General features: G+C 38.1%; 13 protein-coding genes. 3 read left to right on the plus strand and 10 right to left on the minus strand.

All coding sequences use genetic code 11. The features are described from left to right. Nucleotides 1-10 precede the first annotated feature (10 nt). A complete protein-coding gene (locus CCON33237_RS06395) occupies nt 11-820 on the minus strand; it encodes a flagellar hook-basal body protein (RefSeq protein WP_054196887.1) in 810 nt (269 codons plus the stop codon). Between the two features lie 150 nt (nt 821-970). Here CCON33237_RS06395 and rpoD point away from each other — a divergent pair, with 150 nt between their 5' ends. Beyond that, the gene (gene rpoD, locus CCON33237_RS06400; RefSeq protein WP_054196888.1) at nt 971-2827 is read left to right on the plus strand and encodes an RNA polymerase sigma factor RpoD; all 1857 of its coding nucleotides are present in this window, start codon (nt 971-973) and stop codon (nt 2825-2827) included. A 242-nt stretch (nt 2828-3069) separates the two neighbouring features. On the opposite strand, the gene CCON33237_RS06405 is transcribed toward rpoD, so the two are convergent. From CCON33237_RS06405 to CCON33237_RS06435, 7 genes are all read right to left on the minus strand, one after another. Beyond that, on the minus strand, nt 3070-3825 hold the full coding sequence (locus CCON33237_RS06405) for a flagellin (protein ID WP_069174580.1): 756 nt from the start codon (nt 3823-3825) through the stop codon (nt 3070-3072). Between the two features lie 84 nt (nt 3826-3909). Beyond that, nucleotides 3910-5202, minus strand: a complete 1293-nt coding sequence (hisD, locus tag CCON33237_RS06410) for a histidinol dehydrogenase (RefSeq protein WP_054196889.1) — start codon at nt 5200-5202, stop codon at nt 3910-3912. After that, nucleotides 5199-6050 (minus strand): pyridoxal-phosphate dependent enzyme, encoded by an 852-nt coding sequence (locus tag CCON33237_RS06415; protein ID WP_054196890.1) that lies wholly within the window; start codon nt 6048-6050, stop codon nt 5199-5201. The genes hisD and CCON33237_RS06415 overlap by 4 nt, the downstream gene beginning before the upstream one ends. Continuing rightward, entirely contained in the window at nt 6043-7134 is a 1092-nt protein-coding gene (locus CCON33237_RS06420; protein ID WP_054196891.1) for an OmpA family protein, read from the minus strand. Before CCON33237_RS06420 ends, CCON33237_RS06415 begins: the two co-directional genes overlap by 8 nt. Then, nucleotides 7131-8444, minus strand: coding sequence for a MotA/TolQ/ExbB proton channel family protein (locus tag CCON33237_RS06425; RefSeq protein ID WP_054196892.1), 1314 nt, complete (start codon nt 8442-8444; stop codon nt 7131-7133). Before CCON33237_RS06425 ends, CCON33237_RS06420 begins: the two co-directional genes overlap by 4 nt. Before the next feature lie 4 nt (nt 8445-8448). Further along, entirely contained in the window at nt 8449-9513 is a 1065-nt protein-coding gene (fbaA, locus tag CCON33237_RS06430; RefSeq protein WP_009294115.1) for a class II fructose-bisphosphate aldolase, read from the minus strand. 15 nt (nt 9514-9528) lie between these two features. Next, complete coding sequence (locus tag CCON33237_RS06435) at nt 9529-10347, minus strand: peptidylprolyl isomerase (RefSeq protein ID WP_009294116.1); 819 nt, start codon at nt 10345-10347, stop codon at nt 9529-9531. A gap of 94 nt (nt 10348-10441) precedes the next feature. Here CCON33237_RS06435 and nth point away from each other — a divergent pair, with 94 nt between their 5' ends. Further along, nucleotides 10442-11074, plus strand: a complete 633-nt coding sequence (gene nth, locus CCON33237_RS06440) for an endonuclease III (protein WP_054196893.1) — start codon at nt 10442-10444, stop codon at nt 11072-11074. Here the strand turns inward: nth and dsbD are convergent. After that, a complete protein-coding gene (dsbD, locus tag CCON33237_RS06445) occupies nt 11071-12798 on the minus strand; it encodes a protein-disulfide reductase DsbD (RefSeq protein WP_054196894.1) in 1728 nt (575 codons plus the stop codon). The two genes, nth and dsbD, sit on opposite strands and share 4 nt — an antisense overlap. 105 nt (nt 12799-12903) lie before the next feature. Here dsbD and ppk2 point away from each other — a divergent pair, with 105 nt between their 5' ends. Continuing rightward, complete coding sequence (ppk2, locus tag CCON33237_RS06450; protein ID WP_021091543.1) at nt 12904-13713, plus strand: polyphosphate kinase 2; 810 nt, start codon at nt 12904-12906, stop codon at nt 13711-13713. A gap of 51 nt (nt 13714-13764) precedes the next feature. On the opposite strand, the gene CCON33237_RS06455 is transcribed toward ppk2, so the two are convergent. Further along, entirely contained in the window at nt 13765-14196 is a 432-nt protein-coding gene (locus CCON33237_RS06455) for a trehalose-6-phosphate synthase (protein WP_054196895.1), read from the minus strand. Nucleotides 14197-14282: the final 86 nt, after the last annotated feature.

A 14282-nucleotide genomic window follows, 5' to 3' on the forward strand; every position in this document is an offset into this window, starting at 1 on the left:
TATCCTTTTATTAAGCTTTTAGGGCTAGTTTTTGAACAGCATCTTGGTTAAGATCACTCATGTGGCTTGTCATAACCTTTTGATACATATCAACTAAGCGCTGGGTTTCTATTAGACCCACCATTTCTAAAACTGGGTTTACGTTTGACATCTGAGCATATCCTTGCATTACACTATCAGCTTCATCAAGCTCGGTTATGTCGTCAAAATTTCTCGTTTCAAAGAGGTTGTCGCCGACCTTTTTAAGATCTCTTATTTCCCTTGGTTGGGCGATAAAAAATTTAGAAAATTGATTATTATTTGAGTATAAATTTCCATTTTTATCAGCAGTTAGTACCTCACCTTGTGGTACCTGAATGCCTCTTTGTCCAGGGTTTTGTGCCTCATAGCCACTTGGTAAAACCTTATAGCCCTCCTTTGTGACGATATAACCATCACCATCAAGGCTAAAAGAGCCATTTTTGCTAAGTTTTACACCATTTGGAGTGTCAACTAAGAAAAATGCATCATCTCTTTTTATCGCAAAATCAAGCGTATTTGAGCTGTATTTAAAACCACCAGCACTAAAGTCGGTATACTCTTCGCTCACTTGTGGCACGCGGTTAAGAGTTCTATTTAAAAATTTAGCTCCATCTTTTGTGTGATTTTTAAGTGGAAGCTCATCTTGTGTCTCTTTAAAAATTCTCGCAAAATCTCCGATAACTACGTCATTTCTCTTGTAGCCAATCGTATTTACATTTGCAAGATTATTTGAGATAACGTTTAATCTGTTAAACTGCGTTACCATGCCAGCAGTGGCTTGATAATAACCATTTTGCATAAATTTTCCTAATCAAAATTTGATTGTTTAGAATTTACTAAGCAATCATCGTTCCAATTTTGTTTTTATACACATTTACAAAATTTGGGTATAATCCACTTTCTTTTAAACAACACTTAAATCACAATTAGACGATTCGAAAGGAAATTTATGAGCGCCGCAAAAGACTCTTTTTCTCAGATAGAAGAGCTTTTCGCTGAAAATGCAAAAGGCTTTTTGACATACGAAAAATTAGTAAAATTATTAGACAAAGCTCCGACTGCTACGATAGTAAAAAAGATAGAACAACTAGCAAAAACGAATAAAGTCCAGCTCATCACATCTGCTGAGGCTGCAAAGCTTAGAAATTTAGCCGATGCTAAAAAACGCCAAGAAAATGCTCAAAAAAGTGATCAAGATATCGACGAAGACCTCGATCTTTCAGGCGAAAGTGACCTTTTAGAGTGGTCAAGATCTGATAGTCCAGTAAGGATGTATCTAAGAGAGATGGGTCAGATCGCACTTCTTACAAAAGATGAAGAGGTAGAGATCAGCAAAAGAATCGAGCTTGGCGAAGATATCATTATCGATGCATTTTGTTCAGTGCCATTTTTGATAGATTTCATACTTGATTACAAAGAGCCACTTATAAACAGAGAACGCCGTGTAAAAGAGCTTTTTAAGAGCTTTGAAGACGAGAGCGAAAACGAAGAAAATGAAGATAGTGAAGACGATATAGACGAGGAAGATGAAGAGAATGAAGAGAACGAAGCTCCTAAAAAATCAGCCAAAAACGACAAACGTGCTGAAAAGGTCATAGAGAGCTTTAAAGCCCTTGAAAAAGCTAAAAAAGAGTGGCTAAAAACTGCAAACAAGCAAGATAAGGTAGAAAGTGACGACACAGCTTCAAAAATGGCTCTTGCATTTAAAAAGAAAATTTTAAAAGAGAAGTTGATGGATCTTGGGCCAACAAGTAAGCTAATCAGCGAAATCGTAAAATCAATGGAAACAGCTCTAAAAAGCGACGATGAATTTGATAGAGAATTAAAACGCTTAGAGTATCGCTTGCCAATGTTTAGTGATGAACTTAAGAAAAATCACAAAAGCATACTAAAAGATATCATCAAGCTTAGTAAGGAAGAAATCGCGGCTCGAGTACCAGAAGCTACAATGGTCTCAACTTATGTCGAGATCAAAAAGCTATTTACTACAAAAGAGGCAAGCAAGCAAGGCTTTGATCTTGAGCCAACAAGGCTAAAAGAAATTCTAGAGCAGATCAAACGTGGAAAGAAAATTTCTGACGAGGCAAAAGCTAGAATGGCTAAGTCAAATCTCCGTCTAGTTGTAAGTATCGCGAAACGCTATACAAACAGGGGCTTGCCATTTTTAGATCTCATCCAAGAGGGCAACATTGGCCTTATGAAGGCGGTTGATAAATTTGAATATAGAAAAGGCTATAAATTTTCAACCTACGCCACATGGTGGATCCGCCAGGCTATTTCGCGTGCGATCGCCGATCAGGCAAGGACGATTAGGATACCTATCCATATGATAGAGACGATAAATCGTATCAACAAAATAAACCGCAAATACCTCCAAGAAGAGGGAAAAGAGCCTGATGTGAGCGTTATCGCAAAAGAGGTTGGACTAAGCGTTGATAAGGTAAAGCAAGTCATCAAAATAACAAAAGAGCCTATCAGCCTCGAAGCCCCTATCGCAAACGAAGAAGACGGTAAATTTGGAGATTTTGTTGAGGATAAAAGCTCACTTTCTCCAATTGATCAAATTTTAAAAAGTGACCTTAGAGAGCAGATAGATGACGTACTTTCACAGCTAAATGAGCGTGAAAAAGCGGTTATTTCGATGAGATTTGGCTTGCTTGAAGATGAGAGCGACCGCACACTTGAAGAGATCGGCAAGGCCCTAAATGTCACTCGTGAGCGCGTCCGCCAGATAGAAATCTCAGCTATCAAAAAACTAAAACACCCAAAAGTCGGTAGAAAACTTAAAAACTACATTGAGGGCTAAAAGCCCTTTTCTTTTGGATATTTTCCTTAAGACTTTCTCTTTAGCTTTATAAAAATTTAAATTTGATAATTTTTAGCAATAAATTTTACTAGCAAAACTACATTAATTTCATTATTGAAAGACTAGATCTAAATTTTATTTAGCCATTAAACCAACTTAAAAATAGAAACACAAAAAACTTAATATTTTTTAAAGAATAAAGTTAGATAAAAAGAATTTACCGGTGCAAGACCGGTAAAAATTTATTCAGCTAGAAGTTTATCTAGTTTTGCGACCAAACTCGTAGTATCGTGAGCTTTAGCCAAAGATACAGCATGTAGCTTTAAATTTGCTTGTAAATTTTCTTCCAAGCTCTTTGCTATATCGCTACTATCAAGATTCTCTATACTATTAGCATTTGCCACACTTCTTGCTGCTAGAGCGTTTATGCCCCTAAATACAGCATTTTGTGTTGATCCGATCTCTGAACGAAGCGAATTTATATTTTTTAAAATTTCATCTGCATTTGAGCCGTCATCTTTTACATTTAGAAGCGCGTTTGTACCTAAATTTATACTTTTTGTACTCTCACCTGCGAAAAATCCAAGCTCAGCATCAAATACGTTTTTGCCGTTAAATTTAGCTTCTTTTACACTATCACTCATAGCACTTCTTAGTGCATTGATTTCGCCCTTTATGCCTTTTTGTTCATTTGCTGAGAGAGTAGGATTTGTAAGCTTACTTGAAAGCTCGCCTATTCTATCCGTACTTTTACTTAAATTTAAAAGCGTTGAATCAGCGATTTGAAGCATACCGATCATGTCGTTTGCATTTGCCAAACCTTCGTTCAAGACATTTGTTTGTGATAGCAAACTCTCTGCGATTTGCAAATTTGCACCTGAAGCTTTGATCTCGCTGTTTGCAGAGATAGCATTTAGCGCTTTCTTCTCGCTATTTTTTGCTTGATCTAAATAATAGTTTCCTGAAGCCTGGTTTGCAGTATAAGTTCCTAACTTCATAACAACTCCTTTTTAATAATTCGCTATGGATTCTACTATAAATTCTATAAAAAGTTGCAAAATCTCTATAAAATCCATTTTTCTTTACTCTTCTAGCCTCACTGCGACTGATTTTTTATGAGCGGTTAGCCCCTCAGCTTCAGCTAGCTGCATGCACGATTTGCCAAGATGCATGATACCTTTTCTACTTACTGAAATGATCGAACTTCGCTTCATGAAATTTTCAACTCCAAGCGGTGAATAAAATCTCGCACTTCCTCCAGTTGGCAATGTGTGATTTGGTCCAGCGATATAATCCCCCATCGCTTCAGGCGTAAAGTGTCCAAAAAATATAGCGCCCGCATGAGTCACATCATCAATATAACTTAAAGCATCGTTTGTAGCGATCTCTAGGTGCTCAACAGCAAGCTCATTCATGAGAGCAAAACACTCTTTTAAATCTTTTGCCACTATTATTGCAGCTTTATTTCTTATGCTTGCACTTGCGATTGGTTCACGTTTTAGTGTCTTTAGCTCATCTTCAATGTGTCTTTGCACCGCTCTTGCAAAAGCCTCTACCGGTGTTATCAAAAAGGCGCTTGCTATCTCGTCGTGCTCGGCTTGTGAGAGTAGATCGATCGCTATGTGGCGAGGATCAGCGCTATCATCAGCGATCACGCCTATCTCGCTTGGACCAGCTATCATATCGATATTTACGTCGCCATAAACTAGCTTTTTAGCAGTCGCTACGTAGATATTGCCAGGTCCTGTGATGACATCAACTTTTGGCACCGTTTCGGTTCCATATGCCATCGCTGCGATCGCACTTGCACCGCCTACTTTAAAGGCTGTCTTTATGCCACAAAGATGCATTGCCGCAAGAAGCAAAGGATTTACATTGCCATTTGGTGCAGGTGTACAAACCACAATCTCTTTTACGCCAGCCACGATAGCAGGCACAGCGTTCATAAGAAGTGAGCTAGGATATGCTGCCTTACCGCCAGGGATGTAAAGGCCGGCACGATCAACCGGAGTGTATTTTGCCCCAAGTAATATGTCGTGCTCATCTTTGTAGGTCCAGTCACTTGGCTTTGTGCGCTCATGATAGCTTTTTATCCTATCGTGAGCTAAATTTAAAGCTACTCTTAGGGCGTTATCTAGAGAGTTATAGGCCGCTTCCATCTCTTTTACGTCGATTATTATGTCGTTTTTGCCTGTGACGCTAAATTTATCAAATTTTGTTATCTGGGCAAAAAGTGCACTATCGCCATCTTTTCTTATCTCGTCTATTATGCCCGCAACCACTGGCATTACAGCGCTCATATCATTATCACTTCGTCTAACAAGCTGCGAAAATTTACTCTCAAAGTCAGCGTCGCTGCTGTGTAAAAACTTCATCTATTATCCTTTATTTTTAGTTTTCTCTCATATCTTTGCTTTTGTGTAATGTTACCTAAAATTCCGCCCTGGTGGATATATAAAATTTCATTACTAAGCTTATCTAAATTTGCAAAAAGCGTCATAAAGCCCACTGGGTCGTAGATAAGCTCAAACTCCACACCACTTTTGCACACTTCAAGCCAAATTTCATAAAGCTCTTTGTATAAATTTCCAAAATGATACTTCTTTGGGGGATTTAAAATTTGTACCTTGCTATTTTTATCTAACTCATAAATTTGCTTTTTGAGATAGTCGCTGTCTCCCACGCAAGGAGCGGTAAAAACTCTAAGATCGGTGTGCTTTGCTAAGTAGCATGCACTTGTGCCTGTGCCTGATGGTAAAAAGATATCAGGCCTTATGCCACTTTTTTTGCTCCACTCATTTATCTCATTTGCCTGCGTGATAAAGCCAAGCTCGGCTTCACTCTGCGCTACGCCCTCGTTTATAAAAAGTGCATTTTTGCTAATTGCCAGCTCTTTAGCAAATTTCTCACGTTCCTCTTCTACAAAAATTTCCATACCATTTTCAAGTGCAAATTTGAAATTTCCAACTGGATTTTGCTCTAAATTTGAACTAAGATGAGAGACGACATAGTAAAATTTAAGCCCCTTTAGCTTAGCAAAAAGACTTAGGCTATACATAGCATTTGACTGACTTGAGCCGTGAGATACGATGGCCTGAGTGCCACCAAGATCAGCCTTTAGAAAATACTCTAGTTTTCTTGCTTTGTTACCGTTAAACTCGCCTAGAAGATCATCTCTTAAAAGCCAAAACTCTCGCCCCTTAAGAACAATCCACTCAATCACCCTTAAACTCCAAAAATTTCTCTATCTCGTTGATAGCCTCTTTGTTTGAGAGTGAAAATTTGATCTCGATGCGCCTTGAAGCGTCCTTGTCCTCGGCTCCGTCTTTAAAAATTAGCTCGTTGTAGCTTCGTCCGCTTGCAACAAGCAGCTTTCTAAGTCGAGTATCGTCACTAAATGAATTTATAAATTCCATCACCGCGTAAGCTCTTTTTTGTGAAAGCTCTAAGTTATAAATATAGCTTCCATCGCTGTCCGTAAAGCCTTCGATTATAATTTGATCAATGTTTGATGCAATATCTTTATCATTTAAAAGCACGTCAAAATATTTACTAAGCGTAGCCTTTAGCTCCTCTTTGACCTCTTCTTTTAAGACCGCACTGCCTTTATCAAAAAGTACTGAGGAGCTAAGCTTTAGCGCGCCTGAGTTTGGATCGATCTCGATGCTTGAGCCTAGCCTATCTTTTAAGGCTGAGATCACTTTTACCCTTATTCCAGTTAGGTTTTTGATCCTGTCACGAGTGACGTTTAAGTCCCTTAAAAGCTCGTCATATCTAGCCTCTCTTTGGCTCACTTGCTCGAGCAAAAAGGCGATCTTAGCTAAATTTTTCTCGCTGCTTTCATTTGCGTCGCTAAGCGCTCTATCTTTTGATGAAATTTCATCATTTAGCACGATCATCTTTTGATTTAGATCAAAAATACTGGCATTTAGCTCTTTTATACTCGCATTTGCATCTTTGTTTTCATTTATTAGCTGAGCTAGCTTTTCTTTTAGAGCGTCTATTTGGATAACAAAAATTTCATTTGATTTTTTCAAATTTATATTTTCGTCGCTTATCTTTGAAAGCTCTCTTTTTAGGGCGTCATTTAGCTCTTCAAGGGTGAAATTTCTACCCTGGGCGTCTTTTAAATTTGCCAGTGCTGCGATGATGGCTTGCTCTTTATTTTCAAGGGTGTTTTGAGTTAGGACGTATTTTACGACGACAGCGCCTATTAGCAGCATAAAAACAAAGAGTAGACCCGCCATCAAGTCCGCGTACGAAACCCAAAAGCTCGATTGATCCTCGTTATTTTTGTTTATTTTCATTGCACTAGATTTTCGATTTTTTCTATTACAGAATTTGCTTCTTTATCGATCTCGTCTATGTTTTTCTTAAGCTCAGCTATGAGGCTCTCGCGCTCTTTTTCACGCTCCAAGCTCCTGCCCTCTTGCTCATATGCGGCTTTAAATATCGTCGCACTCTCCACGAGCGAGGCTCTAAATTCCTTTAGTGCGTCGTTTTGCTCTTTCATGAGTGAGTAAGAAAATTCTCTTAAAACCTTGTCAAAGCCCTTGATAGTCTGCTCAAATTTAAGCTGGCTCTCTTTTGTGGCGTTTAAATTTCTACTAAAAATTTCGCCAAGTTTTGCATGCTCGGTTAAAATTTTAATCTCCATATCTTTAAAGGCGTTAGAGAACGCGCTTACTGCCTTTAACATATCAGAGTGGATTTTTACAAATTCATCTTGTTTTAGCCCAGATTCATTTAGCATTTTAAGGTTTGTGCTAAGCTCGGCTTTGCTTTGATTGATGATATTTTTCTCAACCTCGCAAAGCTCTTTTAGACTGTTAAATTTCTCATTTGTCAGTTCGCTTAGCTCTTTTACAAATTTATCGTCAAGCACCATTTTAAAGGCGTCGTGACTATCTTTAAAGTAGCCTACACTTGCTTTCATGAAATTTGCATTTAGCTCATTTTCTTGCCAGAAAAACTCACGGCTTAGCTCTTTTTGCTCGCTGTAAAATCTCTCAAATTTACTAATGCCGATCTTTTCAAAAAACATCCACCAAAGCGCTAAAAATATGCCATATATCGATACATAAAACGCCGTAGCTACGCCGTTTAGCAGTATAGCGATCTCTTTTTCAAGTTCGTTTGCAGTGCTTGAGCTAAAGCTTGGCATAGAGATAGCGATACTGATAAATGTGCCCAAAATTCCAAGCATAGGAAAGACTGCTTGCCCGATGTTAGCTAGGTTGTCATTTCTAAAATTTCTTGTATAGCTCTCAAAAAAATCTTCAAATTTAGCATTTGCCTTTTTGATGCTTGAAATTTCAAAAAGGTGAGCGATGATAAATTCTTTTAGCCTTATCTTGTAGTCTTTAGTATTTGCTAAGAAATTTGAGTAAGCTACCAAGGCGCTATGGCGAGAAAAGATAAATGCCACAAAGAGTATAACGCCCATCATCACGATGGTGTGAAGCTTCATCTGAAAATTTATAACGCCAAGATACGCTAGTATCGCCAAGATGTAGATAGCTAAAGGGATAAAGATAACTTTAAAAAAGACAAAGAAAGAGTGAGCTTGGCGCTCTTTTGGCACGCTTAGCTCACTAAAATCATTTTGATTTTGCATAGGATTAGTTCCTATTTAGGCAGTTTAAGTCGCTAAAAGCAGTCTGAAGACGCTTAACCATGCTCTCCTCACCACTTCTTAGCCATTTCCTTGGGTCGTAGTATTTTTTATTTGGTTTATCGTCGCCCTCTGGGTTTCCGATCTGACCTTGTAAGTATGCTCTATTTTTAGCCTCGTACTCGCGCACGCCGTCCCAGAAAGCCCACTGCGTATCTGTATCAATGTTCATCTTGATAACGCCGTAGCTAACAGCATTTTTGATATCTTTTAACTCGCTACCGCTACCACCATGAAATACAAAATTTACTGGCTTGTCGCTTTTTGTGTTAAATTTCTTAGCGACATAGGCTTGTGAGTTTTTAAGAATTTCTGGTCTTAGCACGACATTGCCCGGTTTATAGACACCATGAACGTTGCCAAAACTGGCTGCGATGCTAAATTTATCGCTTATCTTACTTAGTCTTTCATAAGCAAGTGCGACGTCCTCTGGCTGAGTGTAAAGAAGTGCGTTATCAACACTTGTGTTATCCACGCCGTCCTCTTCGCCACCAGTGACGCCAAGCTCGATCTCTAGGCTGATACCAAGCTCGCTAAGCTCTTTTAGGTACTTCTCACATGTGCTTAAATTTTCGTTGATATTCTCTTCACTAAGATCAAGCATGTGAGAGCTAAAAAGTGGCACGCCGTGAGTTTTTTTATACTCATGGCTTGCTTTTACTAGCTCATCTATCCAAGGCAAAAGCTTTCTAGCGGCATGGTCAGTGTGTAAAATGACTGGCACGCCATAAGCCTTGGCTAGTAGATGAACATGCTTTGCTCCAGCGATCGCACCAAGAACGGCTGCGTTTTCGCAGGCTTTACCAGCGTAAAAACCTGCACCGCCATTACTAAACTGAACGATAACAGGCGAGTTAGCAACCTTTGCTGCTTCTAAAACAGCATTTACTGAGTCGCTGCCTACGACATTTACAGCAGGTATTGCAAAACCTTGCTCTTTGGCATAAGCATAAAGTTTTGTTACATCATCTCCGCTTAAAACACCAGGTTTTACGATATCTAAAACGCCCATTTTATCCTCCAAATTTTATTTGTATTCTATCTTTGCTTTTTGGCGTAGAGCTTCACTTTTTTGTCTAACAGCAGCTTGGAATTTCTCCATTTTTACAGCTTGCTCGATCTCTGGTTTTGCTTGCTCAAAGCTTACAGTACCAGCAGCTTTGCCATCTTCTTTTAAGATAACATGGTAGCCAAACTGAGTTTTAACTGGCTTAGTTGAAACTGTGCCATTAGCCATTGAAAATGCTGCGTCTGCAAAAGGTTTTACCATTTGGCTTTGACCAAACCAGCCAAGCTCGCCACCGTGTGCTGCTGAGCCTTTGTCGATTGATTTTTGGCTTGCTAGCTCTGCAAATTTCTTAGTTAGAGCCTCGCCTTTTAAATTTTTAAGTTGAGCTATGATGTCATTTGCTGTTTTTTCATCTTCAACTAAGATATGTCTTGCTCTTGCTTGAGCTGGTTGGTTCATGCTAGCTTTGTTTTTGTTATAAAAATCTCTTAAATCGCTATCGCTTACTTTTATACCGTCAAATAGTTTTCTCATATAAAGCTCAACTGCGATGCCCTCTTGTGCAGCTTTTACAGCCTTGATGTAATCAACATCTTTTTCAATGCCTGTCGCTTTTGCGTCTTTTAAAAGAAGTTTTCTGTTGATTAGATCGTCGATTATACGTTTTTTCTCATTTGGTTGAAGCTTGCTAGCGTCAAATCCTGGCATAGCTGCTGATAAAAGTGCTGAGATATCGCTATCATTTATAGCATCGCCATCAACTGTTGCAACTACTGCTGCGTTTAGAGTGACAGCTGCAGCTAAACTTAAAACTGCTGGAAACAAAAATTTTTTCATATAAATCCTTTAAAAAATTGATTTTATGGGCAAGATTATATCAAATAATGCGGTAACTTTTCGTTTAACTTGTAATTTTAGGTAAAATAGCCAGATGAGAACAAAAAAAGATATTTTAGAGATAAAAAGAAGACTTTTGGACGAGTTTAAGGACGCAAAAAGCGAGCTTAAATTTAGAAATTTATATGAGCTACTTGTTTGTGTCATGCTCTCAGCTCAGTGCACCGACAAAAGGGTAAATTTGATCACGCCTGCCCTATTTGAGGCGTATAAAGACGTTTTTGAGCTAGCTAGCGCAAATTTAGCCAGTCTAAAGCTCTTGATAAACTCATGCAGCTTTTTTAACAACAAAGCCATAAATTTGATCAAAATGGCAAACAGCGTGGTTGAGCTTTATAACGGAGAAATTCCGCTTGATGAAGAGAAGCTAAAAGCCCTTGCTGGAGTTGGGCAAAAGACCGCTCACGTCGTGCTTTTAGAGGCGACAAATGCAAACGTAATGGCTGTTGATACGCATGTTTTTAGAGTATCACACAGGCTTGGTTTAAGCAGTGCAAAGACGCCAGAAGCGACTGAAGAGGATCTAAGCCGTGCCTTTAAAACCGATCTTGGCAAGCTTCATCAAGGCATGGTTCTTTTTGGGCGCTACACCTGCAAGGCTAAAAAACCACTCTGCCATGAGTGCATATTAAACGATCTTTGTAAGAGCAAGGATAAGGCTATTTAGATTTTCTCAAGCTTTGCTAGGAAATTTTTAGCATTTATAAAGCCGATCGTTCTAAGTGATTTTTGCTCTTCGCCGTTTTTAAAAAGTAGAAGTGCAGGCGGATCGATGAGTTCAAAATTTCTTAACATCTCATCATTTTGCGCCCCACCACTTGTCACGTCGATGCGAATAAGCGTAAAATTTGCCAAAGCATTTTTCACGCCAGCGTCCTTAAAAGTGATATGCTCTATCTCTTTGCAGCTCGCGCACCACTCGGCGTAAAAATCCACAAGTACTGGCTTGCCTGAGCTTTTTATCATCTCATTTAGCTCGTTTAAATTTCTAGCTTGTTTGAAATTTAACTCGCTCTCGTTTTTTGCTAAATTTAGTCCAGAAAGCGGCGAAAATGCGTCTTTTGAGCCTAAAAATGCTCCAATTATTAGCATGAAAGAGTAGATAAAAGCTAGCATGCAAAGTGCTTTTTTAAATTTAGCCCAGCCGCTATTTGCTGCCTCAAACGCCCCAAGGTAAATGGCTGCAAAGACGCCTATGATGCCGTAACCTAGTAGCTCAAAAAACGCTCCAAGCACGCGTGCAAGGATCCAAACTGCCATGATGAGCATCAAAAAGCCAAAGAGTTTTTTGACCTCGTCCATCCAACTACCAGGTTTTGGCAAGAGCTTTCCAGAGCTTAGCCCAATAATAAGCAGTGGCACTCCCATGCCAAGCCCCATGACAAAAAGCATAATGCCACCATAAAAGATATTTCCACTTTGAGCGATATAAAGAAGCGCGCCCGCTAGTGGTGCTGCAACGCAAGGCGACACAATGAGAGCTGAGGCAAAACCCATAATAAAAATTCCAACATAGCCTGAGCTATTTTGCGATTTTTTACTTATTAAATTTTCAAATTTTGCTGGCAATTTTATATCATAAAATCCAAACATGCTAAAGCTTAAAACGACAAAAATGGCTGCAAAAGCGCCAAGTACATAGATATTTTGCAAAGCTCCTGCGATACCAAAGCCAAGTAGACTAGCTGCCACTCCAGCTAGTGCGTAAGCTAGGCTCATCGCGACAACATAAATGAATGATAATAAGAAGCCTTTTTTTGCATTTAAATTAGCACCTTTTGAGACGATTATGCTTGAAAGTATCGGTATCATCGGAAAGACGCAAGGTGTTAGTGAAAGCAAGAGACCATAACCAAAAAAAGTAAGAAGCGAGATAAAGAAATTTTTATCTCCAAGCCTATTAGCGATATCTTGCTCGCTAGAAAATTCTTCAGCAAGAATGTCGGTATCGCTTTTTTGCTCTTTTTTAAAAGTGGCGATGCTAAATTTTCCAGCTTGGTCAGTTATCTCATAAATTTTACTTTGTGGACGGTAACAAATGCCGTTTTTAGCACAGCCTTGATAGTTAATGTCAAGTATTGCTTTGCCATTTGAAAGATTTTCTTTTACTAAATTTAATGGGATAAAAATCGAAAAATCTTTTGGATAAATTTCATATTCTCCCGTATTTTCACTACTTGGTAAATTTAATAGCTCATTTATCTTTTTGCCAGCTAGTTTAATCTCAAAACTCTCTTTATAAAGATAGATATTTTCACCAAAGTTAAACTTCACTTCAACATTTTGACTATCAATGCTTGGAGTTAAGACAAAGGCTTTGCTAACATCTAAAACCTCAGCAAAAAGCGAGCTTGCAAATAAAATAAGCGAAAAAAGAAATTTTAAAAACATACTAATCCTTGTTAAATTAAAAAAGATGATTTTAGTCTAAATTCCTAAATTTATTCTATTTTATTGTAAAATTGTGAAAATATGTGAAATTTTAAAGGAGCAAAGATGTCAAAAGACAAAAAACACCAAAAAAGTGAGAAACTTGGCTACGAGGAAGAGCTTAGACTACTTCAAATTGAACTTTTAAAATTTCAAAATTACGTAAAAGAAAAAGGTCTTAGAGTACTTATGCTAATGGAAGGGCGCGACGCAGCCGGTAAAGGAGGAACGATAAAACGCCTAACTGAGCATCTAAATCCAAGGGGTTGCCGTATAGTGGCGCTTGCTAAGCCAAGTGATGTCGAAAAAACGCAGTGGTATTTTCAAAGATATGTGACTCATCTACCAAGTGCTGGAGAGATCGTGATCTTTGATAGAAGCTGGTACAATAGAGCTGGTGTTGAGCCAGTGATGGGCTTTTGCACGCAAGAAGAGCATAAAGAATTTTTACGTGAAGTGCCAAAATTTGAAGAGATGATCATAAACTCCGGCATAATTTTCTTTAAAATTTATCTTTCAATCACAAAAGATGAGCAGAAAAAACGCTTCAAAGAGAGGCAAAATGATCCGTTAAAGCAATTTAAAATTTCACCCGTTGATCAAAAAGCACAAGAACTTTGGGATCAATACTCTATCGCTAAATATTCGATGCTTCTTGCCTCTCACAATAGCATTTCACCATGGGTTATCGTCTCAAGTGATAACAAAAAAGAAGCTAGGCTAAATGTCTTTAAATTTATCCTAAGTCACGTTGAATATCCAAAAAAGATAAATGACTACTTGGAATTTGACAAAAACGTCGTAAGAGATGGAAGTGAAGAGATAAAACGCATAGAAGAAGGGCTAAATAAAGACAAGTTAAAGAGTATCGATTAAAGAATTTTTAAGTTCTAGCTGGCGATTTGCTTAGATTTGTTAGCTAAATTTTTAAGCCCACCACATTACTTTTGCTAAAATGACCATTATTAGGCAAAGCACTAGAGCTATTAAATGTGAAAATTTGCCAAATGGATCAGTTTTTTTTAAAATAACGACATTAAAAACAGATATAAAAGTTACAAGGCACATTATAAGTAAAACAAAAATTTTTACAAGCAGTAGTTTTTGAAAGTTGCTTTGCCACCAGCCAAGCTCACCTCCAAAATAGTCTTTTGCCATATAAGCGCCACTTATTAAAAGCAATAAAAATGCCGTGCCAAAAACCTTTGCGCTGCCTTTTGTGTAGGCTTTTTTAACTATTTCAAGGGTTTTAGTATCAACCGTTTTTTTAGCAAACGGATATATGCAAACATCGAAAAATACGTATCCTATAAATACAATGGCACAAATTAAATGAGTAATCAAAAAAAATAAGTACATTTTTTCGCCTTTTTGTTTGGCATTATATAAATTTTAACTATTTAAATTACTTATTTTGAATCAATTTTAAGAATTTATGAAGATAA

This window comes from Campylobacter concisus, from assembly GCF_001298465.1.
Taxonomy (GTDB): Bacteria; Campylobacterota; Campylobacteria; order Campylobacterales; family Campylobacteraceae; genus Campylobacter_A; species Campylobacter_A concisus.